21 protein-coding genes are annotated in these 24480 nt (G+C 34.3%); 16 read left to right on the top strand and 5 right to left on the bottom strand.

Annotated features, from left to right (window positions below; genetic code table 11):
- Positions 1-212: 212 nt before the first annotated feature.
- Together ubiE and AP058_RS15525 are read left to right on the top strand one after the other, a co-directional pair.
- Positions 213-944, top strand: a complete 732-nt coding sequence (ubiE, locus tag AP058_RS15530) for a bifunctional demethylmenaquinone methyltransferase/2-methoxy-6-polyprenyl-1,4-benzoquinol methylase UbiE (protein WP_066312924.1) — start codon at positions 213-215, stop codon at positions 942-944.
- A 1-nt stretch (position 945) separates the two neighbouring features.
- Entirely contained in the window at positions 946-1659 is a 714-nt protein-coding gene (locus AP058_RS15525) for a porin family protein (protein ID WP_066312922.1), read from the top strand.
- A gap of 29 nt (positions 1660-1688) precedes the next feature.
- On the opposite strand, the gene AP058_RS15520 is transcribed toward AP058_RS15525, so the two are convergent.
- Positions 1689-2417, bottom strand: coding sequence for an RNA methyltransferase (locus AP058_RS15520; RefSeq protein WP_066312920.1), 729 nt, complete (start codon positions 2415-2417; stop codon positions 1689-1691).
- A gap of 37 nt (positions 2418-2454) precedes the next feature.
- Between AP058_RS15520 and AP058_RS15515 the strand changes: the two genes are divergently transcribed.
- From AP058_RS15515 to accD, 3 genes are all read left to right on the top strand, one after another.
- On the top strand, positions 2455-5010 hold the full coding sequence (locus AP058_RS15515; RefSeq protein ID WP_066312918.1) for a BamA/TamA family outer membrane protein: 2556 nt from the start codon (positions 2455-2457) through the stop codon (positions 5008-5010).
- A 64-nt stretch (positions 5011-5074) separates the two neighbouring features.
- Complete coding sequence (gene fbaA / locus AP058_RS15510; RefSeq protein ID WP_066312915.1) at positions 5075-6142, top strand: class II fructose-bisphosphate aldolase; 1068 nt, start codon at positions 5075-5077, stop codon at positions 6140-6142.
- Positions 6143-6251: 109 nt separating this feature from the next.
- The gene (accD, locus tag AP058_RS15505; protein WP_066312913.1) at positions 6252-7106 is read left to right on the top strand and encodes an acetyl-CoA carboxylase, carboxyltransferase subunit beta; all 855 of its coding nucleotides are present in this window, start codon (positions 6252-6254) and stop codon (positions 7104-7106) included.
- Between the two features lie 83 nt (positions 7107-7189).
- Here accD and AP058_RS15500 read toward each other — a convergent pair whose 3' ends face one another.
- The gene (locus tag AP058_RS15500) at positions 7190-8440 is read right to left on the bottom strand and encodes an ABC transporter permease (RefSeq protein WP_066312910.1); all 1251 of its coding nucleotides are present in this window, start codon (positions 8438-8440) and stop codon (positions 7190-7192) included.
- Positions 8441-8605: 165 nt separating this feature from the next.
- On the opposite strand from AP058_RS15500, the gene purH reads away from it, so the two are divergent.
- From purH to rodA, 6 genes are all read left to right on the top strand, one after another.
- A complete protein-coding gene (gene purH / locus AP058_RS15495; protein WP_066312907.1) occupies positions 8606-10132 on the top strand; it encodes a bifunctional phosphoribosylaminoimidazolecarboxamide formyltransferase/IMP cyclohydrolase in 1527 nt (508 codons plus the stop codon).
- Positions 10133-10187: 55 nt separating this feature from the next.
- Positions 10188-11216 (top strand): rod shape-determining protein, encoded by a 1029-nt coding sequence (locus tag AP058_RS15490; RefSeq protein ID WP_066312904.1) that lies wholly within the window; start codon positions 10188-10190, stop codon positions 11214-11216.
- Positions 11217-11300: 84 nt separating this feature from the next.
- Entirely contained in the window at positions 11301-12125 is an 825-nt protein-coding gene (gene mreC, locus AP058_RS15485; protein ID WP_066312901.1) for a rod shape-determining protein MreC, read from the top strand.
- On the top strand, positions 12118-12624 hold the full coding sequence (locus tag AP058_RS15480; protein ID WP_066312898.1) for a rod shape-determining protein MreD: 507 nt from the start codon (positions 12118-12120) through the stop codon (positions 12622-12624). The genes mreC and AP058_RS15480 overlap by 8 nt, the downstream gene beginning before the upstream one ends.
- Entirely contained in the window at positions 12621-14573 is a 1953-nt protein-coding gene (mrdA, locus tag AP058_RS15475) for a penicillin-binding protein 2 (RefSeq protein WP_066312896.1), read from the top strand. Before AP058_RS15480 ends, mrdA begins: the two co-directional genes overlap by 4 nt.
- Before the next feature lie 17 nt (positions 14574-14590).
- On the top strand, positions 14591-15826 hold the full coding sequence (rodA, locus tag AP058_RS15470) for a rod shape-determining protein RodA (RefSeq protein WP_066312894.1): 1236 nt from the start codon (positions 14591-14593) through the stop codon (positions 15824-15826).
- 1 nt (position 15827) lies between these two features.
- Here rodA and AP058_RS15465 read toward each other — a convergent pair whose 3' ends face one another.
- Positions 15828-16649, bottom strand: coding sequence for a DNA/RNA non-specific endonuclease (locus AP058_RS15465; RefSeq protein WP_066312892.1), 822 nt, complete (start codon positions 16647-16649; stop codon positions 15828-15830).
- A 75-nt stretch (positions 16650-16724) separates the two neighbouring features.
- Positions 16725-18914 (bottom strand): carboxy terminal-processing peptidase, encoded by a 2190-nt coding sequence (locus AP058_RS15460; protein ID WP_066312890.1) that lies wholly within the window; start codon positions 18912-18914, stop codon positions 16725-16727.
- Positions 18915-19131: 217 nt separating this feature from the next.
- On the opposite strand from AP058_RS15460, the gene surE reads away from it, so the two are divergent.
- The 5 genes from surE (at position 19132) to AP058_RS15435 (ending at position 23879) form a co-directional block, all read left to right on the top strand.
- The gene (gene surE, locus AP058_RS15455) at positions 19132-19911 is read left to right on the top strand and encodes a 5'/3'-nucleotidase SurE (RefSeq protein WP_066312889.1); all 780 of its coding nucleotides are present in this window, start codon (positions 19132-19134) and stop codon (positions 19909-19911) included.
- On the top strand, positions 19904-20176 hold the full coding sequence (locus AP058_RS15450) for a hypothetical protein (RefSeq protein ID WP_066312888.1): 273 nt from the start codon (positions 19904-19906) through the stop codon (positions 20174-20176). Before surE ends, AP058_RS15450 begins: the two co-directional genes overlap by 8 nt.
- 48 nt (positions 20177-20224) lie before the next feature.
- The gene (lpxB, locus tag AP058_RS15445) at positions 20225-21340 is read left to right on the top strand and encodes a lipid-A-disaccharide synthase (RefSeq protein ID WP_066312885.1); all 1116 of its coding nucleotides are present in this window, start codon (positions 20225-20227) and stop codon (positions 21338-21340) included.
- Between the two features lie 4 nt (positions 21341-21344).
- Positions 21345-21824 carry a C40 family peptidase gene (locus AP058_RS15440; RefSeq protein ID WP_066312882.1) on the top strand — a complete coding sequence of 160 codons (480 nt, stop codon included), beginning with the start codon at positions 21345-21347 and terminating at the stop codon, positions 21822-21824.
- A gap of 141 nt (positions 21825-21965) precedes the next feature.
- Positions 21966-23879: a ComEC/Rec2 family competence protein gene (locus AP058_RS15435; protein ID WP_197413414.1), complete on the top strand. Its 1914-nt coding sequence runs from the start codon at positions 21966-21968 to the stop codon at positions 23877-23879.
- A gap of 6 nt (positions 23880-23885) precedes the next feature.
- On the opposite strand, the gene AP058_RS15430 is transcribed toward AP058_RS15435, so the two are convergent.
- Positions 23886-24335, bottom strand: coding sequence for a hypothetical protein (locus tag AP058_RS15430; protein WP_066312876.1), 450 nt, complete (start codon positions 24333-24335; stop codon positions 23886-23888).
- Positions 24336-24480 lie beyond the last annotated feature (145 nt).

Here is a 24480-nt window from a genome sequence, read left to right as displayed (position 1 = left end):
TACATTGGCTAAATTCATAAATTTCTACGCATCGCACAATACCCACTTTTAGTGATATTTAATAAAATCATTAAAAACCAAAACATACTGCATCTTTTAAACCAAAATAATTTAAAAAACAATCAAAAAAACATAAAATACAAGAAACGCAGAATTTAAAAAACAACACTACTGTTTATCGGGTTTGTGTTATATTTGTACAAACAAAAAAAATGACTCAGAAAATAACTCCATATAAAGATTCGGCTCTAGGCAAAAAAGAACAAGTAGCGCAAATGTTTGATAACATTTCGGGTGATTACGATAATTTAAATCGTGTTATCTCGTTTGGTATCGATGTGAAATGGCGTAAAAAAGTCTTAAAAATTGTCGCTGATAAAGCACCCAAAACAATACTTGACATTGCTACAGGAACTGGCGACTTAGCGATATTGATGGCTGAGACCAAAGCCGAAAAAATTATTGGATTGGACATTTCGGCAGGAATGTTAAAGGTTGGCGAAATGAAAATTAATGCTAAAGATCTTTCTAAACGTATTGAAATGGTTTTAGCCGATTCAGAAAAAATACCTTTTGATGACAGTACTTTTGATGCTATTACGGTTGCTTTTGGTGTGCGAAACTTTGAGAATTTAGAAACTGGACTTTCGGAAATACTTCGTGTCTTAAAACCGGGTGGTGTTTTTGTGATACTAGAAACTTCAGTGCCAACAAAAGCACCTTATAAACAAGGCTATACTTTTTACTCTAAAAATATATTGCCCCTAATCGGTAAATTGTTTTCCAAAGACAATAGTGCTTATGGTTATTTATCTGAATCTGCAGCTGCATTTCCTTTTGGAGAAGCCTTTAACAATATTTTGAGAAAAATTGGGTTTATAGATGTTGTAGCTATGCCGCAAACTTTTGGTGTGGCTACTATATATTCAGCTTCTAAAAAATAATATGAGAAAATTAATTGTTGTTTTCCTGCTTCTGTTTGCCATTCATGCAAATTCTCAATTTACTAAAAGCATTTTTAGCAAGGATCCTATTATCAATTTAGAAACGTGGCAAAAGCAACGGCTCTATTTTGGTTATTATTTAGGATTTAACAGCTACGATTTAAAATTTGATTACAAGAATTTCGTGCCAGAAGGTACAGATATTCAGGTAAAAAAAACTATTGGATTTAATGTTGGAGTAGTAGCCGATTTACGTTTACACGAATACTTTAATCTCCGTTTTGAACCCGGATTGTACTACACCAAACGTGATTTATATTATCCAGGATTTGATAAAGAGTTAGATTATTTAAGAGAAGTAAGTAGTACGTATATTAATTTTCCGCTTTTACTAAAATTTTCTGCTTTGCGTGCTGGAAATGTTCGTCCCTATTTGTTAGGAGGAGCATCAACAACTTTAAATTTATCGGCTAATAACAAGTCTATAGACGATAATTACGATCAAAAATTTAGAGTTAAGCCGTGGACATTCAATTATGAGATCGGATTTGGAATTGATATTTTTACGGAATACTTCATCTTCTCTCCTTCTGTTAGAGGTCAATTCGGAATTGGAGACGAGCTTATTCGCGACAACAACCCAAATAGTCCTTGGACAGGGAACATAGATTCTATGAAATCAAGAGCGTTACTGGTTAATTTCACTTTTCATTAAAATATTTTACTTTAAAAGGAATTCTAAATTTATGAATTCCTTTTAAATTCACTTAAAATGACAGCTGTCGCGGTAGCAACATTTAAACTTTCTGTCTTTTGAAGGTCACCAAAACGAGGAATTGTAATTCGCTTCGACACCTTACTTTCAATCGAACCAGAGATTCCATTCGCTTCATTTCCCATAACAATAATTCCTTCTGAAGGTAATTTTGAATTATAGACTGATTCCCCATCCATAAATGTACCATAAACAGGCAATTTACTTTCTGAAATAAATTTCCCTAAATCAGTGTACACTACATTAACCCTAGCAATAGAGCCCATTGTAGCTTGTACCACTTTCGGATTATACAAATCTACTGTTCCAACCGAGCACACTAGTTGCTCGATACCAAACCAATCGCACAAACGCAAAATTGTTCCTAAATTTCCCGGATCGCGAACGTCGTCTAGCGCGACAATTAGTCCCGATTGCGTCAAAGATTTTTCGACAGGAATTTTAAAAACGGCCAAGCAAGAATTAGGTGTCGTTAGCGCGCTGATTTTTTTTAGATCACTCTCTGATATTTCTGACCTCTTATGCAATGAAACCGTTTCAAAATCGTTTTGAGTAGTGAACAGATGTTCGAGCTCAAGATCAGAGTCCAAAAGCTCTTGAATTACTTTTACGCCTTCAGCAAAAAATAATTGATTGGCAAACCGGTATTTTTTTTGATGTAAACTCGATATAAGTTTTATTTGGTTTTTACTAACCATAAAATAATGTACTTTTGAATTAAATTTAGTAAATCACTTGAAAAATATTACCACAAAAATAGCTTTATTTATCTTAATAGGGATTATTATATCTGCCTGTGATAGTGTAAAACGAGTTCCTGAAAACAAAAATTTACTGACCAAAAACTCAATTTTTGTAAATGATAAATCAGTAAAGGATGAAAATGCGTACAATCAATTGTATCAAAAGCCAAATGGAAAGCTCTTAGGTTTTCGATTAAGGCTGAATCTGTACAATTTAGCAAACCTAAATCCTGACTCTACTTTTCAGGCAAAATTTGACCAAAATCCAGGTCGGTATGAGCGTTTATCCAAAATATATTCAGCTAAACAAGTAGATCGTTTAGGCAAATCTTTTTTATATTCTGGCATCAACGATTTCTTAAAAAGCACTGGAGAAGCTCCTGTAATTATTGACACGACCAAGATACAGAAATCAATGCTTCGCTTGCGATACTATTATTTTAACGAAGGCTTTTTTGATGTTAAAACAGATTATGACATTGATAGCACTGGACGAAAAAAAGCCAGAATAGATTATAAAATAAATACAGGAAGCGCTTACATTATAGATTCTGTTCGCGCTACCATAACAACACCTGCATTAGACTCATTACTTAAAACGACCAGAAGAACTAGTTTATTAGTTCCTGGAAAACAGTACAAGACGACCGATTTTGAAGAAGAAAAAAACAGAATCACAACCTATTTTAGAAATCACGGCGCCTATAACTTTCAGCCCAATTACATTTCTTTTGACATAGATACGATCGAAAAAGGCAAAAAGTTAGACATAAATATGATCATTAATGATTACTCGTATCAAGATGGAGATTCAACTAGAACAGAGCCTTTTAAATTATATAAAATAAGTGACGTTCATGTCTATACTGATTATACTGCTGCAAAAGCAAAAGGAGTTATTAGAGATAGTGCGACCTACAACAATGTACATTTATACAGTTATGAAAAATTAAAATACAAACCGCGCGCTATTGCTGATGCCGTTTTTATTAATAAAGGAGATTACTTTGCAGACAATAATACCATTTTGACCTCTCGGTATTTTAATAATTTGAAGATTTTTAATTATCCATCGGTGCAATATGAAGTAGATAAACGAGATTCGACACGACGTTCACTCATTGCGAAAATTTATTTGACGCCACGAAAGAAATTCAGTTTTGGAAGTTCTTTGGATTTTACACACTCTAACATTCAGGATTTCGGAATAGGAATGACGATCACTCAAACGATCCGAAATGTATTTAACGGTGCAGAAACACTACAAATCTCTGCTAGAGGAAATATTGGTTCCTCAAAAGATTTTGCAAACCCCAGAAATATATTTTTCAATGCCTCTGAGTATGGAGTGGACATGAGTTTAAATTTTCCAAGAATATTACTCCCCTTTGGAACGGAGAAAATCATACCTAAAAGTATGATTCCGTCGACTGCAGCATCGATAGGCTTTTCTAAACAGAACAATATCGGTTTGGACAAAGAAAACTTCAGCACTGCTTTTACCTACAATTGGACTCCAAAAAGAAATAATACAGCACGCTTTGACTTGTTTAACTCGCAATACGTTCGAAATCTAAATCCAAGCAATTATTTTAATGTTTACAATTCGTCATATAAGTCTTTAAATGAAATTGGAAAGTTATACAACACCGATATTTCGAACATAGATGGAGATCAAAATTTAATAATAAACACTGGCACACAAGCCTTTATTGATGATGTTTTGGCAGATAGAACTGCGTTGCGATCAACCGATAAAGCCCATCAAACTGTCGAAAGCATTGAAGAGCGCAGAATGCGTTTAACAGAAAATGATTTTATTTTTGCGACAAGCTACACGTTTACAACAACGACCAAGCGAAACTTACTAGACAATAATTTCTACGTATTTAAAGCTAAAATAGAATCAGCGGGAACGTTACTTTCTTTAATTTCTGACGTCGGAAATTTAAAGAGAAACGAAAATGGCAATTATCAAATTTTCAATCTTGAATATTCAGAATACATAAAAACCGAATTTGACTACATCAAACACTGGGATTTTTCACGAGAAAATGTATTAGCGGTAAGGAGCTTCTTCGGAATCGCTATTCCGTTTGGAAACGCAAATTACATTCCCTTTTCTCGCAGTTATTACGCCGGCGGATCAAACGATAATAGAGGTTGGCAACCGTACTCGTTAGGGCCAGGAAGCACGAACGCCTTAAATGATTTTAACGAAGCTAATATGAAAATATCGTTAAGTGCCGAATATCGTTTTAAAGTTTTAGGGGATTTAAAAGGAGCTTTATTTGTAGATGCTGGAAATATTTGGAATATCGCTGACATAGTTACAGATCCAGATGCGAAATTTGATAGTTTAAAAGATTTAAAAGAATTAGCACTTGGCACAGGATACGGTTTTCGATATGATTTAAACTTCTTTGTAATTCGCCTTGACTTAGGCTTTAAAGTCTATAATCCTGCAAATGAAACGGGAAGAAGATGGCTAAAAGATTTCAACTTAGGAAGCTCGGTTTTAAATTTTGGAATAAATTATCCGTTCTAATGCTAATTAATTCTTATTTTTGCAATCTTGACACTAAAAAACTAAAAACTAAAAAAGAATTACAATGGCACACAACATTAAACCCGGAGTAGCGACAGGAGATCAAGTACAAGAGATTTTTAACTATGCAAAAGAAAAAGGCTTTGCACTTCCTGCAGTAAATGTTACCGGTTCAAGTACTATAAATGGTGTTTTAGAAACTGCTGCTAAATTAAATGCACCCGTTATTATTCAATTTTCTAACGGAGGAGCACAATTTAATGCAGGTAAAGGTCTCTCTAATGCTGGAGAAAAATCAGCTATCGCTGGTGGAATCGCTGGAGCAAAACACATTCACGCATTGGCAGAAGCTTACGGCGCGACTGTAATTTTACATACTGATCACTGCGCAAAAAAATTATTGCCTTGGATTGATGGTTTGTTAGATGCATCTGAAAAACATTTTGCTGAAACAGGAAAGCCATTATTCAGTTCTCATATGATTGACTTATCTGAAGAGCCAATTGAAGAAAACATCGAAATCTGTAAAGAGTATTTAGCTCGTATGAGCAAAATGGGAATGACATTAGAAATCGAATTAGGAATTACTGGTGGCGAAGAAGATGGTGTAGACAACTCTGATGTTGACAGCTCTAAATTATACACACAACCAGAAGAAGTAGCATACGCTTACGAAGAATTATCTAAAGTAAGTCCGAAGTTTACAATTGCTGCTGCTTTTGGAAACGTTCACGGTGTTTACAAACCAGGTAATGTAAAATTGACTCCAAAAATCTTGAAAAATTCTCAAGATTTCGTTCAAAAGAAATTCAACACCGAAGCTAACCCAGTTGATTTTGTGTTTCACGGAGGTTCTGGTTCAACTTTAGAAGAAATTAGAGAAGCGATTGGATACGGAGTAATCAAAATGAATATTGACACTGACTTGCAATTTGCATACACAGAAGGTATTCGTGACTACATGGTTAAAAATATCGATTACTTAAAAACACAAATTGGTAATCCAGACGGATCAGACATTCCTAACAAAAAATATTACGATCCAAGAAAATGGATTCGTGAAAGCGAAGTTACATTCAACACAAGATTAGAGCAAGCTTTTGCTGACTTGAACAATGTAAATACATTATAAAAAAAGTGTTTTGTTTTCAGTTTTTTAAGGCTTGATTACCAACAATCACATCTTAAAAAACTGAACGCTAAACCGAATATTTGATTACTGAACACTGAATACTTGACAAATGGCTTGGTTTAAAAGACAACAAAAAGGGATTACGACCGCGACAGAAGACAAAATGGACGTGCCGAAAGGATTGTGGTACAAATCTCCGACAGGAAAAATTATCGATGCTGATGAATTGGCTCGCAACTTATTTGTAAGTCCAGAAGATGATTTTCATGTTAGAATTGGAAGCGCAACCTACTTTGAGATTTTATTTGACAACAACGAATTTGTTGAATTAGATAAAAACATGACTTCAAAAGACCCTCTGCAATTTGTTGATACAAAAAAATATGCAGAGCGTTTGAAAGACGTTATGGAGAAAACACAACTTAAAGACGCAGTTCGTACTGGAGTCGGAAAATCAAAAGGAAAAGAAGTTGTTATTTGCTGTATGGACTTCGCCTTTATTGGTGGATCTATGGGAGCGGTTGTTGGTGAAAAAATCGCAAGAGGAATTGACCACGCTATCAAAAACAAAACGCCTTTTATCATGATTTCTAAATCTGGTGGCGCGCGCATGATGGAAGCTGCTTACTCGCTGATGCAATTGGCTAAAACATCTGTAAAACTAGTACAGTTGGCTGAGGCAAAATTACCTTACATCTCTTTATGTACTGATCCAACAACGGGCGGAACAACTGCCTCTTACGCGATGTTAGGAGATATTAATATCTCTGAGCCAGGCGCATTAATTGGTTTTGCTGGACCACGCGTGGTTCGTGATACTACTGGAAAAGATTTACCAGAAGGTTTTCAAACTGCTGAATTTTTGTTAGAGCACGGTTTCCTTGACTTTATAACACCACGAAAAGAGTTAAAAGACAAAATCAATTTATATATTGATTTGATTCAGAATAACGAAATTAGATAATTCAAAATATCCAAAATTAAAAAGGCGCAAATTTTACAATTTGCGCCTTTTTTTATTGCTTAGATTTTAAAATCTTACGATTATTACATTCCTGTTCTAATTGCTTCTACTGGATCTAATTTTGCTGCTGAAATTGCAGGTAAGATACCCGATATTAAACCTATCAGCGCAGCAAGACCAGTTCCTAATAAAACATTACCCATACCAAGCACAAAATCAAAATCAAATGCATTAGATAAGATAAATGCAATGATCCAAACCAACAATAAACCAATTAAACCACCAATTACAGAAAGGATAATCGCCTCGAACAAAAATTGAAACAAAATGAACCTGTTCTTAGCTCCTAACGATTTCTGAATTCCAATTAAGTTTGTTCGTTCTTTTACCGAAACGAACATGATATTAGCGATTCCAAATCCACCTACCAAGAGCGAAAATCCACTAATAATCCAGCCTACTACATTCATCTGACCGATAATGCCGTCAATGAAATCGGTAAATCCAGAAAAAACATTGATGAAGAAATTATCCATCTCCCCTGCTTTCATCCCACGAATCGCCCTCAACTTATAGGCAACTTCTGCCTTATAGGCTTCCATGTCCACGCTCTTAGTCGGTTTTAAAACAATTACAGGTGTCAGGGCATCATTATTATCTCCGTACATACGGCGCATAAAATTTACCGGAATATAAATGGACGTATCATTACTATCACCAAATAAGCCTGCACCTTCTTTTTTAATAGTTCCAATTACTGTAAAACGTTGGCCATACAAACGAACGTTTTTGCCAATTGGGTTTGCAGTACCAAAAAGTCCTTCGGCTATATCGTGTCCTAAAACAACTACCGCGGCTCCAGAGTTAGATTCAGACTCGTTGTAAAAACGACCTTCATCAAATTCCAGTCCTTGCACATTTATAAATTCATAAGAAGCGGGCATAACCTTTACGGCAGCAACTGTCTTAGAGTCGTACTTAATGCTTTCTCTGGCTACAAAAAGCTGGTAGCACACAGCATCTGTATTAGTCAAAGAATTTTTTAAAGCGGTGTATTCATCGTATTTTACATTCGGGAATTGTTCTCTTTTCCATTGTGGGATTTCAGAGGGACCAAATGAAAACTTCATTAAGTAAATCGTGTTTTTATCTAAATTACTTAAATCTTTAGAAATTTTTCGATCTAAAGAATCTACTGCAGCTAATACGGCGATGATCGAAAATATACCAATCGTTACTCCTAACAAAGAAAGCAAAGTCCTTAATTTATTATTTCGTAAGGCATTTATGGCAAACCCAAAACTTTCTTTTAACAAGCGAAGGTAAAGTAACATAAGTATGCGTGTTTAGGTTGAAGTAAAATTCAACAAATTTTGATAAAAAACCTAATAAAAACAGGGCTACTAATAAGTACCTTTTTTTATGAAAATGTTACATAAATTCCTTGTCTGATATAATTAAAAAAAAACTACTTTTGCATTTTATAATTTTAACTACACATGAGCACAACAAAAACTATTCAATCTGCCTTAATTTCAGTCTTTTCGAAAGATGGACTTGAACCAATCGTTAAAAAATTACACGAACAAAATGTGACCATTTACTCGACTGGAGGTACTGAAGATTTTATCAAAAATTTAGGAATTCCCGTAGTTCCTGTTGAAGATGTAACCTCTTATCCTTCTATTTTAGGTGGAAGAGTAAAAACATTACATCCAAAAGTTTTTGGCGGAATTTTGAATCGTCAAGACAACGAAAGTGATGTGCAACAAATGAAGGAATTTGATATTCCTCAGCTAGATTTAGTGATTGTTGATTTGTATCCTTTTGAAAAAACAGTTGCTTCAGGTGCAAGTGAAGAAGATATTATAGAAAAAATTGACATTGGTGGAATTTCATTGATTCGTGCTGCTGCCAAAAATTTCAAAGACACTGTAATTGTTGCTTCGATGAACGAGTACGGTTTGCTGTTGGATTTAATTACCGAGCAAAAAGGAACCACTACTTTAGAAAACAGAAAATTATTAGCGACTAAAGCATTTCACGTTTCATCACATTATGATGGCGCTATTTTTAATTATTTTAATACAGACGAAACATTTTACAAAGAAAGTATTGCTGATGGTCAAACCCTTCGATACGGAGAAAACCCACATCAAAAAGGATTTTTCTTTGGAGAATTTGACAAAATGTTTAACAAAGTACACGGAAAAGAATTATCATACAACAACTTATTGGATGTTGATGCAGCTGTAAATTTAATTAATGAGTTTAAAAACGACGGACCCACTTTCGCTATTTTAAAACACAATAATGCTTGCGGTTTAGCTTCAAGAGAAAAGATTAGCGATGCATATGTGGCCGCTCTGGCTTGCGATCCAACTTCAGCTTTTGGCGGCGTTTTAATTGCAAACACACAAATTGACGTTGCTACAGCACAAGAAATTAATAAATTATTTTGCGAAGTAGTAATTGCTCCTTCTTACGATGACGAAGCACTTGTTATTTTAGAAGAAAAGAAAAATAGAATTATCCTGATTCAGAACAATGTTGAATTACCAAATAAACAAGTTCGTACGTGTCTTAACGGATTGTTAATTCAGGAAAGAAATAATATAACCGACAATAAAGCCGACTTAAAAACCGTTACCACTAAAGCGCCTACCGAACAAGAAGTAGAAGATTTAATATTTGCTTCAAAAATCTGTAAAAACACCAAATCCAATACCATTGTATTTGCTAAAAACGGCACTTTAATTTCATCGGGAACAGGTCAAACCTCAAGAGTTGATGCATTACTGCAAGCAGTTCAAAAGGCAAAAGCCTTCAATTTTGATTTGACAGGAGCCTCTATGGCAAGTGATGCCTTTTTCCCTTTTCCTGACTGTGTAGAGTTAGCAAAAAACGCAGGAATAACGGCAGTAATTCAGCCTGGCGGATCGATTAAAGACCAGTTAAGCATTGATTATTGCAACGAAAATAATTTGGCAATGGTATTTACAGGTACGCGTCATTTTAAACATTAATTTGTTTAACTTTGTTCGTTACTAATTTATAACTTTTTAAACCCCTAAAAAACTTATGGGATTTTTTGATTTCATGACCGAGGATATTGCGATAGACCTTGGTACCGCAAACACTTTAATCATTCACAATGATAAAGTTGTTATTGATAGCCCATCGATTGTTGCCCGAGACAGGATCTCAGGTAAAATCATTGCCGTTGGTAAGGAAGCCAACATGATGCAAGGTAAAACTCATGAAAACATCAAGACCATAAGGCCTTTAAAAGACGGTGTAATTGCTGACTTTGATGCTTCTGAAAAAATGATCAATATGTTCATTAAAAGTATTCCTGCATTAAAGAAAAAAATGTTCACACCTGCCTTACGTATGATTGTTTGTATTCCTTCTGGAATTACAGAGGTTGAAATGCGCGCGGTAAAAGAATCGTGTGAACGTGTAAACGGCAAAGAAGTATATTTAATTCACGAACCAATGGCTGCGGCAATTGGTATTGGTATCGATATTATGCAACCTAAAGGAAACATGATTGTAGATATTGGTGGTGGAACAACCGAAATTGCAGTAATTGCGTTAGGCGGAATTGTATGCGATAAATCGGTGAAAATTGCTGGTGACGTTTTCACTAATGATATTGTATATTATATGCGTACGCAACACAACCTTTTTGTTGGTGAAAGTACTGCAGAAAAAATAAAAATTCAAATTGGAGCTGCCATTGAAGACTTAGAATCTGCTCCAGAAGACATGTCTGTTCAAGGACGTGACTTACTTACAGGTAAACCAAAACAAGTAGAAGTTTCTTACCGCGAAATCGCTAAAGCATTGGACAAATCAATTCAACGTATAGAAGATGCCGTAATGGAAACTTTATCTCAAACCCCTCCAGAATTAGCAGCTGATATTTACAATACTGGTATTTATCTTGCTGGTGGTGGATCAATGCTAAGAGGCTTAGACAAACGTATTTCTCAAAAAACAGATCTTCCGGTTTACATAGCAGAAGATCCTTTAAGAGCGGTAGTTCGTGGAACTGGAATGGCATTAAAAAACATTGCAAAATTTAAAAGTATTCTTATAAAATAACAAATTCAGAAAAACTAGATCCCGATTTTAACTATCTCAAAATTGGGATTTAGTAATTGAATTATATAATTTTAAATAAAAAAAATGCAGCAAATTTTTAATTTCTTTATAAGAAACAGTTACCGAATACTGTTTTTGCTGCTTTTGGGATTATCGCTAGCGCTAACTATTCAATCACATGCTTTCCATAAAAGTAGAGTAATTACTTCTGCTAATTTTTTTACAGGAAATGTTTATGAAAAAATTAGTGACGTTAATGAATATTTAAACTTACGTACCCAAAACGAACAATTAGCATTAGAAAATGCGCGATTGAAGAGTTTAGTTTTCAATATTGAAGACACTCTTAAAATTCCAAATCTTGATTCTATAAAAGGGGTCAATCCATCTGATATTATTGTGACTAAGGTAATTCACAATTCGTACAATGTGCATGAAAACTTTATTACGTTAAATGCAGGTACTAAACAAGGCATCAAACCCGACATGGGTGTTATCAATAGCCAAGGTATTATTGGAATTATTGACGATACTTCACCTCGATATTCTACTGTTATAAGTATCTTGAACATGAAATCGAGAATCAACGCAAAAATTAAGAAATCCAATCATTTTGGCTCTCTAAGTTGGGACGGAAAGAGTACTGGTTTTGTTCAATTGACTGATGTCCCACGTCTGGCTTCAGTAAGAAAAGGCGACACAATTGTTACGGGTGGACAATCGGTGATTTTCCCAGAGAACATCAACATTGGAACCATTGATAAGGTATACATCGATAAAAAAACAAACTATTACACGTTGAAGATTCGCTTATTTAATGACATGACTAATCTAGGGCACGTGTACGTAATTAAGAGTAAAGACCGCGAAGAACTTATTAATTTAGAAAACAAAGGAAAAGATGAATAGTGCTTTGTTAATGAATGTTTTTCGATTCTTATTGCTACTGGCAATACAAGTAGTCATATTCAACAACATGAACTTTTTAGGTTACATTACACCGTATCCGTATATTTTGTTCATTATGTTGTATCCCGTGAACGGAAACAAATCTGGCTTACTAATCAGTAGTTTTTTATTAGGAATAGTAATGGACTTATTCTCAAATTCAGGTGGAATTCATGCAACAGCGTGTTTAATGCTCGCTTATTTCAGACCTTATATTTTTAAATTTGCCTTCGGCTTAAGCTACGAATATCAGACTATTAGAATCAATGACAACCTAACACCAGAGCGATTTTCGTTTATTTTAGTATCGGTAATTATTCATCATTTTACATTGTTTATAATTGAAGCCTTTCAATTTAATTTCGTTTTGGATGTCTTACTTCGTACCTTAGCAAGTACCGTATTTACAATACTAATTTGTATTATTTTAATTTATTTAATCAAGCCCAATAAAAGATGAGAAAAGTTTTGCTGCCAGCCTTAATAATTTTAGCAGCTGTCGTGCTTCTAACGCGCATATTCTTTTTACAGGTCATTGATGATTCTTTTAAATTAAAATCGGAAAACAACGCAATAAAAATCAAATATGACTATCCGGAAAGAGGATACATGTACGATCGTTTTGGTAAGCTTTTAGTTGCCAACCAACCTTCTTATGACATCATGGTTGTTCCTAGAGAAATTAAAAATCTAGACACTTTGGAGTTTTGCCAACTACTCAACGTTACCAAAGAAGATTTTATTAAAAAGGTAGCCAAAGCTAAAATTTACAGTCCACGATTACCTAGTGTTTTTGTTTCACAATTAAACAAATCAGAATTTGCTGCTTTTCAAGAGAAAATTCGAAAATTTGAAGGTTTCTATGTTCAAAAGCGTTCGTTACGTGATTACGAAGTAGACTATGGCGCGAATATTTTTGGATCCATCACCCAAGTAAACGAAAGCCAACTCAAAAAAAATCCATATTACAATAGCGGTGATTTAATTGGTCGTCAAGGTGTTGAGGAAAGTTACGAAGAAGTTCTACGAGGTGTAAAAGGAGTAAAATACATTCAAAAAGATAAATACAATCGAGAAATCGGTTCCTACAAAGAGGGCAAATATGATACGATTGCCGTACAAGGAGAAGACATTAACTTGTCTATAGATGCTGAACTGCAACGCTATGGCGAACAATTAATGATTAACAAACGCGGTGGAATTGTCGCAATTGAACCTAAAACAGGAGAAATACTTGCTTTGGTAACAGCGCCTTCGTATGATCCGGGTATTTTAGTAGGACGCCAACGTTCTAAAAACTATACCTTATTATACCACGACTCAATTGCAAAACCGTTGTACGACAGAGGTCTGCTAGCAGAATATCCTCCAGGATCTCCATTTAAAATTTTAACGGGACTGATTGGCTTGCAAGAAGGAGTTATTGATGAGAAAACGACTTTTGTGTGTCATCATGGTTTCAGTTATGGTAGAGGTCGTTTTATGAAATGCCACAGTCATCCTGCAAGCCAGCAGCTAAATAATGGTATCTATAATTCTTGCAATACGTACTTTGCACAGACGTATATGCTGACAATTAACAAGTACAAAAATCCAGGAAAAGCAGTGGATGTTTGGTCCAATCACTTGAAGAGTTTTGGACTTGGCACTTTTATGGGCTACGACTTACCAACCGGTAAAAGAGGAAATATTCCGACTTCAAAAACATATGATAAAATCTACCCTAGCGGAGGCTGGAGAAGTACGACCATCGTTTCCAATTCAATTGGACAAGGTGAAGTACTAATGACTCCGATTCAATTAGCTAATATGATGGCAACAATTGCTAACCAAGGGCATTATTATACACCTCATATCATCAAAAAAATTGAAGGTGAAAAAATAGACAAGAAATATACAACAAGACACGAAACGTCCATTGATAAAAAATATTTTCCACCGGTAATTCAAGGTTTGTATGATGTGTTCAATTTTGGAACAGGAAGGTCTTTAAAAGTTTCTGGTATTGAAATTTGTGGAAAAACAGGAACAGCAGAAAATTTCGCAAAAATTAATGGCAAGAGAACTCAGTTAGAAGACCACTCTATATTTGTTGCGTTTGCACCAAAAGACAATCCTAAAATAGCAATTGCGGTTATGGTAGAAAATGGGGGATACGGAGCAGCAATCGCGGGACCAATTGCGAGCTTAATGATTGAACAGTATTTGCGTAAGAGAATTACGAGAACAGACTTAGAAACGCGCATATTAAATAGCAATTTAAAGCCAAGATATGCCATTTTGGGTGGGATGGAAGCAGGAAGTGCAGTAGAAAGCACACCAAAAGACCCAAGATTACAAGCAAAAATAATAGCAACCACACCACCTGTACAGAAACAAGTAAAGGTTGACACAACGAAACAAAACTAAAATTGCATTCATTTTAAATGAAAAATCAAAGCGTAAAAAATAATATTGATTGGATAAGTGTAATCATCTACATTTTTTTAGTGAGCTTGGGCTGGTTGAATATTTATTCTTCTTCCCTATCGTCTACTGATGGCACTTACGAAAAGCAACTTATATTTATTGTATTAACCATTCCGTTGATTTTTATCGTTCTGTTTGTTGATGGAAAATTTTACGAAAAATATGCAAGTATTATTTACTCTATTTCTTTACTCTCTTTACTCGGTTTATTCGCCTTCGGAAAAACAATTGCTGGACAGCGTTGTTGGTATGCCATAGGAAGCTTTACCTTACAGCCTTCTGAGTTCGCAAAGGCAGCAACAGCTTTGGCGTTAGCAAAGTATCTTAGTGACTCGCAAATCAATTTAAAAGACGTCAACAGGCAAATTCAAGCATTAGCTATTGTATTTCTTCCGGTGCTTTTAATATTACCGCAGCCCGATCCTGGAAGTGCACTTATTTACAGTATTTTTATAATTGTCCTTTTTAGAGAAGGACTCCCTTCCTGGTACGTATGGACTGGATTTATTGCCGTTTTACTATTTGTTTTAACATTAGTATTAGAGCCTGAATACGTTATATTAATAGCCTTATTGGTAATAGTAGCTGTTTATTTTAAAAGCAGATTGGTCGATCGTAATATCTTGGCCAGTGCTATAATTTTTACGTTAATTACCGGATTTATACTTTCAGTAGATTATGTTTTTGACAATATTTTTAAACAACACCACCGCGACCGTTTCAATATTTTACTCGGAAAAACTGTCGATCTAAAAGGTGTCGGTTACAATACCAATCAATCTGAAATTGCAATTGGTTCTGGCGGCTGGATGGGAAAGGGATTTCTTGAAGGAACACAAACTAAAGGCGGATTTGTACCCGAACAACATACCGACTACATTTTTACAACGGTTGGAGAAGAATGGGGTTTTCTCGGCTCTTTTGTTGTGATAGCTTTATTTGTTGGATTATTTTTGCGCGTTATCTATTTAGCAGAGCGTCAGAAAACCAAATTTAGCCGCGTTTACGGTTACTGTGTTGCAGGAATATTGTTTACGCACTTCTTTGTTAATATTGCGATGGTTATAGGCGTCTTTCCAACAATTGGAGTACCACTTCCCTTCTTTTCTTATGGTGGATCGGGATTGTGGGGCTTTACTATCTTGCTGTTTATCTTCTTAAAAATGGATGCCAACAAAGTAAATGAGTGGTAGATTAATTTTTAATCCACGATTCATAATCAGCTCTTTTCTCTAATTTATTTTCGATAGCATCTTCCAAATTGTGGAAGAAATCGATACCTGTTATTGTTTCTAATTCATCAACAGCGATCACATAATCGTAAAGTGGTCTATCTGACTTTTTATTTGGAATTAAGAAAGCAATCATTTTATAATGTCCTCCAGAATGATGAAACAAAATCTTGTAAAAAGAATTTGGAACAACCACTTTTTCTGAACCTATAGTCTTACTATAATCCTTTAGCACACCTCCAGTGACCACATACAAGCCCTCAAATTGCGCGGCCCAATACCTAGTTTTTTGTTCTAATCTATTCCAAATTCCACTATTGAATTCATGATTTTGCGGCGAAATATTTGAAGTGAAAAAAGTATCTTCATACGCCTGCTGATCAAAATCCATATCACCAGCAGGACACAGATGTCCTTTGTCATAGCCCGAATTTTTATAATTACGCCAATCTGCAGACGCAGTAGTGACTTTGGGATCTTGAATAAAATACGGTCGTTTAAAATTATTACTCTTCAAATACTCTTTCTTTAAATTATAAAAGACCCACTCTGCCTGCTCATGCTTTTCATTGTAAGACAACGTGTAATAGGTGTGTTTTACAATTTGATTCGTTGTAGAAGTCGGTATAAAGTCTAAATCCTTTTTAGAAGCAGTATTTGACTGCCCTTTCTCCTGAAAAACAGATTCTTTCCAAACATTCTGTTGCACTTCAGAACTCTCCCTGCAAGCCATAAAAAGTAATAGACTAAACGCAAACCCAAATAAAATAGACATCGATTTCATACTACATCATTTATTAAAAATAAAAAGCTCCAAAAGTACTAAACTTTTGGAGCTTTAAAAAAATCAAAATTTAAGTTATGATTTATTTACTAATTTATCTTTTTTTGACTTAATAGATAATGTCTTTCCAGTCAATCCTTTTGCTTGCAAGTCATCTAAAACATTCAACGCTTCCTCTACGTAAATATCCTTAGACAATGCTTCATGCCAAGCTTCCCGTTTTTCTCTTAATGAACTGTCCTTTTTAATTTCTGCAATTTCATAAGGTAAGGAAGCAAAAACAAGATTATTCTTATACTCAGAAATTGGTTTGTACTTTTTAGCTTCTGTTTCTAACTCACTTTGTGTGCGTTTAAAATCATCTATATTTAAACTATAAGAATTCTCTTTGCTCCTAGTGTCAATCCAACGTGCATTTTCTTCCACTAATCTAAACTGCGGATTAGCGGCAATTCTCAATCTACTATTTGCAATGGCTTGATTAAAGTTATTCGCTTTTCCCCATAATGTATATTCGGCAGGATCAATTTTATCCCACGGCATTGCATTGTCAATATCACGTTCACCCATCTTTAAATAGGCATAACGATCTGGAACAACAATATCACTGTGCACTCCTTCTAGTTGTGTTGAACCACCATTAATTCTATAAAACTTTTGGGTAGTCGTTTTTAAAGCACCCAAATCTCCAATATCATTACTACGCACAAACTGATTCAAATCGATTACGTTTTGAACTGTTCCTTTTCCGTACGTTTGCTTACTTCCTAAAATAATACCTCGACGATAATCTTGAATTGCAGCGGCTAAAATTTCCGATGCAGACGCAGAAAAACCATTGACCATAATTACTAAAGGTCCAGCCCATTCAATTCTTTTGTCCTTGTCGTATAGCACTTCTTTTTTACGTCCAGCCGATTTAATTTGCACGATAGGACCTTGCTCGATAAATAATCCAGCAATATCAACTACAGTCGATAGCGAGCCTCCACCATCATCACGAACGTCCAAAATTATTCCACTTACGTTTTCTGCTTTCAAGCGCTCCACTTCCAACGCAATATCTTTTCCGGCATCACGGCTGTCTTTATTTTCAAAATCTATATAAAATTTAGGCAAGTAAATAACACCGTATTTCAAACCATCCTTAGTCACGATACTTGATTTCGCATAGGTCTCCTCAATTTCAACAATATCACGAATTATTGAAATTACCTCAATCGTTCCATCTACCTTTTTAACAGTTAGTTTAACTTCAGTTCCTTTATGACCTTTGATCTTCTTTACCACATCGTCCAAGCGCATACCAACTACATCAACAGCTTCGGCGTTGCCTTGAGCTACTTTTAATATTAAATCTCCGGCTTGCAATTGTTTTCCTCTCCACGCTGGTCCGCCAGAAATCAATTCTGAAATTTCGGTATAATCGTTTTTCTTTTGCAAACGTGCACCAATTCCTTCTAATTTACCGCTAATATTTACATCAAAACGCTCTTTATCTTCTGGAGCTAAATAACTAGTATGTGGATCAAAACGAGACATAATTGAATTTACATACACTGAAAACCAATCTTTACGATTCAAATCGTCAATAAAGTCAAAATATTCATCTAAAGATTTTAAAGAATTATCTCTAGTTTCTTTCTCTAAGACTGCAAATGATTTTACTTGATACGTAGCGTCTTTTGCTTTTTTATCTTCTTCAATTTTCTCTTTAGTAACTAACGAAGAAAGTGTCGATAATTTAACTTGCTTTCTCCACTTTTCATTCAGTTCGGCGCTCGTTTTCGCATACGGAGTATGCTCATAATCAGTATTGAAACTTTCGCTTGTTTTATAATCGAAAGGGGTCGCTAATACTGCTTTGTATCGTTTCTTACTTTCTTCCATACGGCGTTGCAAACGCGTGTAGGTTAAGTTAAAAAAAGTAAGGTCTTTATTCAAAAACTGATCATCCAGCAACAATTCAAATTGCGAAAATTCATCAATATCAGACTGTAAAAAGAAACGTTTGGAAGGATCTAGCCCTTCAATATAATCTTTATAAACTCCTTTTGAAAAAGCATCATTTATAGGCGCTGGGCTATAATGTCCTTTTTCGATGACAAAGGCCAACAGCTCCATCAATACTTTATCGCTATCCCCTCCTTCACCATCAATCGTATCTTTTGTGTTCATTTTGAACGCGAACAAAGTCGCCGAAAGCAAAACAACAGCTAAGATAATTTTATAATTTCTTTTCATAAACTCAATTAAAGCATTCATCAAAAATTTTTAGTCTAATTTACATTAAAAACGACGTGTTAAAAAAAAGCACGCCACAATTTTTTGTTAAAGATAGACAAATGTTTCTCTATCAAAAACGTCTTGTACGAACACTTTAAAAATATATTACTTTTAAGTAAATATAAAGAAATGGTGTCTGTACATTTGCAGAATGACCTGTTTTACGTCTTAAATAAGAAATTACAAAAATATACAAATGAAGCATAAAAAGCCACTGATATTAGTAACTAATGACGACGGAATTTCGGCACCAGGCGTCCGCGCTTTAATTGAAGTAATGAGTGAAATTGGAGAGGTTGTCGTAGTTGCCCCAGACAAAGCGCAAAGTGCAATGGGTCACGCAATTACCATAAACAATACTTTGTATTTAAACAAAATTTCGAAAGATGATGCCGAAATTCCTGAATACAGTTGTTCTGGAACACCTGTCGATTGTGTAAAATTAGCAGTAAATGAAATACTTAAAAGAAAACCAGATTTATGTGTTTCAGGAGTGAATCACGGTTCAAATTCCTCGATAAACGTAATTTATTCGGGAACAATGAGTGCTGCAGTTGAAGCTGGAATCGAAGGAATTCCTGCCATAGGATTTTCTTTACTGGATTATGATTGGAATGCCAATTTTGAAGAAATAAAATCATTCATTAAAAAAATTACTTTAGAAACGCTGGCAAATGGCTTAGCAAATGGTGTTGTATTAAATGTAAACTTTCCTAAACTTGCTAAAAAAGAAATAAAAGGAATAAAAATATGCCGACAGGCCAATGCACTTTGGGTGGAGAAATTTGACAAAAGACAAACGCCTTCGGGTAAGGATTATTACTGGCTTTCGGGTGAATTTGTCAATCAAGATCAAGGCGAAGATACTGACGAATGGGCTTTAAAACACGGCTACATTTCTATCGTACCCGTTCAATTCGACTTAACTGCACATCATTTTAAACAACAACTTAACACTTGGAACTGGAATGAATAAAAAAGATTTTATTATCGGACTTTTTAGCGGAATTGCAATGGCACTTATTGGAACCATATTATTTATTACTCTTTTTACCGATATACCTTTTAGAGAAAGTTATCTTGCTATAAAAAGCAATAACCATTTAGGAAAAGTAATTACATTGGGCACAATTCTCGATTTAATTCTCTTTGCTTTTTTGCTAAAAAAGAACAAAGAAAGCATGGCAAAAGGAGTTATTGCTGCAGTGCTGTTACTCACTTTTTTCACTTTGATTATTTAATTTTATATTTGTAAAACTCTTTGGAGCTTCACTTTTAATTCTCAAAAAATGAAATACTACATTATTGCTGGAGAAGCTTCGGGCGATTTGCACGGATCTAATTTAATGAAGGCTTTGTATAAAGAAGATCCGACCGCTGAAATTCATTTTTGGGGCGGTGATTTAATGCAAAAAGCAGGCGGAAATTTGGTAAAACATTACCGTGACCTAGCTTTTATGGGTTTCGCTGAAGTAGTATTTAATTTAAAAACTATTTTAAGTAATATTGGCTTTTGCAAAAAAGATATTTTAAAATTCAAGCCTGATGTATTAATTTTTATTGATTACCCGGGATTCAATATGCGAATTGCAAAGTGGGCAAAACGTTTAGGATACAAAACATACTATTATATTTCGCCACAAATTTGGGCTTGGAAAGAAAACAGAATTACAGCAATTAAGAGAGATATCGACAAGATGTTTGTAATCTTGCCATTCGAAAAAGACTTTTACGAAAAGAAGCATAATTTTCCAGTAGAATTTGTAGGCCATCCCTTGATTGATGCGATACATAATCAATCGGCATTTGATGAAAAAAAATTTAAAGAAGAAAATAATTTATCTGATAAACCGATCATTGCCATTTTACCAGGAAGTCGCAAGCAAGAAATTACAAAAATGTTGCAAGTAATGCTTAGTGTTGTTCCTGATTTTAAAGAATATCAGTTTGTAATTGCTGGTGCTCCTAGTCAAGATTATCAGTTTTACGAACAATTCATTGATCATAAAAACATTACGTTTGTTTCCAACAAGACGTACGATTTATTGCGCAGTTCAACTGCTGCTTTGGTAACTTCTGGAACGGCAACCTTAGAAACTGCACTATTCAAAATCCCAGAAGTAGTCTGTTACAAAGCCAACGCAATTTCGTATCAAATTGCCAAACGCATAATTACGTTAAAATACATTTCGTTGGTTAACTTAATTATGGATGAACCAATTGTAACTGAATTGATACAAGACGACTGCTCTACCAAACGCATTAAAGAAGAATTAAATAAAATACTAGAGCCAACTTACAGAGCAAAAGTGTTAACAAAATACGATGAACTAGAGTCGAAATTAGGTGGTTTAGGTGCTAGCGAAAAAACGGCACATTTAATTGTAGAAGCATTAAAAAATTAATCTTTTGAAGAAAATCACACTAATAGTAATCGCTCTTGCGCTCTTTACTGCTTGTAAATCGACTGCACCAACAGCAACAAGTAGTACTTTCGATACATATAAAGTTACTACTGATTTAGTTAACACAGCTTCGAATAATTTGGGAGCCAAATATAAATACGCAGGAACCACTAAAGCGGGTTTTGATTGCTCTGGATTGGTTTACAACACTTTTCAAACAAAATCGATATCATTACCGCGAAGCTCTTACGAACAATCAAAAATCGGAACTATTATTTCGATAAAAAAAGCGCAAAAAGGAGACTTGATCTTTTTTAAAACAAACAACAGTTCCAAGATAAATCATGTGGGTTTAATTACAGAAGTCACTGCAGAAGAAATAAAATTCATACACTCCTCAACCTCTAAAGGAGTTATTATTTCTTCAACAAAACAAAATTATTATAAAAATAGTTTCGCGCAGATTAATCGAGTAATAAATTAAGCGTATTTCTTACTAAATTTTATTATTTTAGCAGCGATGAAACTGCTACAATTTCCTTTAACTAAACTTATAATTTGCTTTATTTTAGGCATTTTATTTTCGTTTGAAGTATTTTTAGATACTGACAAAAACATTCTTTTTTTGTTTTTGCTTACCGTTATTCTTGCTTTCTTAAATTATCTGCACAAGCTAACGATACTATTTGGCGTACTCACTTGCTTCACTGCTTTTTCAGCAGGATCTGTTGTCTACAACTTGCAGACACAAAGCAAACAACAAACAAACTATACGAACTACCTTAAAGCCTTTAAGGAAGCTGTCTATCTGCAAGTTGTAATTAGAGAAAAATTAAAATCAAATTCATTTCATCACCGATACATCGGCACAATACAAAGCATTGACAATAAAAACTACACGGGCAAAATTATCCTAAATGTCAAAAAAGACGTTAGCGACAAACAATTTAAAACTGGGTTACTAGTAGCAACAAAGGAGAAACTCGTACCAATTGCAACACCTAAAAATCCGTTTCAGTTTAATTATGCGCAGTACTTAAACACCAAGCAAATTTATGCTCAAGTCTATTGCAGTCCCAGTTCTGTACTAAATTCAAATTCCTACCGAAAAGATATTTGGTATTACTGTGACAAGATACGATCGAGAATAATTGAAAATTTAAAAGTAAATGGCTTAAATAATGATGAATTAAACGTCGCCATTGCTTTACTCCTAGGTCAAAGACAAGATATAAATGCAGAGACAATTACAAATTATCAATTTGCTGGAGCCACACATTTACTAGCTGTTTCTGGCCTGCATGTTGGATTTGTATTATTATTTATTAATTTCTTCTTGAGTCGGATCCCTAATTCCAAACGGAACAACTTTGCAAAATTATTATTAACATTAGTTTGTTTGTCTTTCTACGCTATTCTAACAGGGCTTTCTCCCTCTATAGTTAGAGCCACGTTAATGTTCTCTGCATTTGCGATTTCAGATTACTTAAAACGACCTAGCAATACGTATCACACTTTATTACTTTCGGCATTTTTAATTCTTCTATTCGATTCTAACAGTTTATTTGATGTTGGTTTTCAGTTGAGTTATAGTGCCGTATTCTTTATTGTTTGGATGCAGCCTTTATTTAAAAAATACAGACCACAACATTATTTTTTTTCGAAAGTATATGATTTACTAACCGTATCTCTAGCGGCACAATTAGGAACATTACCACTTTGCCTCTACTACTTTCATCAATTTCCAGGACTATTTTTTATTACTAATTTGGTTGTAATTCCGTTAGTATCTATAATTATGTATGTTGGAATTATTACAATTATTTTAGCTTTAATCGGAATTCCTTCTTTCCTACCTTGCAAAATACTGCATTACTTAATTATATATTTGAATAAATTCATCGCACAAATCGCCTCCTTTAAGCATTTTGTGATCCAAGACATTTCTTTTTCAAGCATTCTAATGTTAAGTGCGTTTCTTCTGATTGTTACTTTTGTATTTTATCTTAAAAAAGCCAATTACCCCCATCTAATAGTTATGGGTATTGCTCTTGTCTCACTGCAGCTAGTTTTAATTTATGAAAAAATAAAAACAGAAAGTGAATCAGAAATGATCGTATTTAACAGCCCTAAAAAAACGATCATGAGCTTAAAGAAAGGCAATCAAATTACAATTTTTCAATCTCTAAACAAGACTGAAACATCAAATAGAGATTGGGACACCAAGCCCTATCTAACAAAAAACACGGCTAAGATCACCATTAAACAAATGCCTAATTTTCTTTTCTTCAACAATCATAAAATACAAATAATTGATAGCTCTAGTTTTTTTATCGACACAATTGCATCTGACATCGTAGTACTTCGCGAATCGCCAAAAGTAAATTTAGAGCGTTTACTTAAAGCTACATCAGCAAAATTAGTCATAGCTGACGCAAGCAATTCAAAATATATTGTGGATAGTTGGAGACAAACCTGTGCTGCTAAAAAAATCCCATTTCATACAACGTATGAAATGGGATACTACAATATTCACTAAAAAAACTTATTCTACTTCATTAATTGCATCATTGGATTTTCTAATCCAGTTTTTAACCCCTGAACGATCGTAAGCCACTTTTCCTAAAAGTTGAAACGTGGTTCGATTGTTCCGAATATTAGCTTTAGCATAGCAAACCACCGGTAAGTCCTGCACACCAAAAGCATTTTTAATCTTTAAATTGCTGTCTTTTACCTCTGGCAATAAGCTGGAATCAGACAAGTCTAGTCGAACCAAAACGACATTCTTTTTATACCAATCGTTGAAATCATACGTTTTAAAAACTTCGGCTTGCAAATCTCCGTCCATATTATTGGCTGTAAACAAGATTAGCATCGGTTTGCGCGTTTTATTACTAATTTCTATAGCATCAGTCAAACTTGTTTTCCACTCAAGTATTTGACCGTTTATATTTGAAAATACGAGTAATAATAAAAATAGTAAAGTTCTTCTCATAGTATCTATATTTGAGGCGTTGCTGGTATTTAAAAAGCCAATTTAACATAATTTTTTTATTATATGTTTTTTTATTGATTATTTTATATACAAATAGCGGTTAAAAATAAATTAAGAGAAAAGATACGCAATAAAATAGCATAAC

This window comes from Flavobacterium sp. TAB 87, assembly GCF_001529295.1.
Classification (GTDB): domain Bacteria; phylum Bacteroidota; class Bacteroidia; order Flavobacteriales; family Flavobacteriaceae; genus Flavobacterium.
The sequence above is the reverse complement of the archived record's forward strand: the minus strand, read 5'-3'. Positions and strand labels throughout refer to the sequence as shown.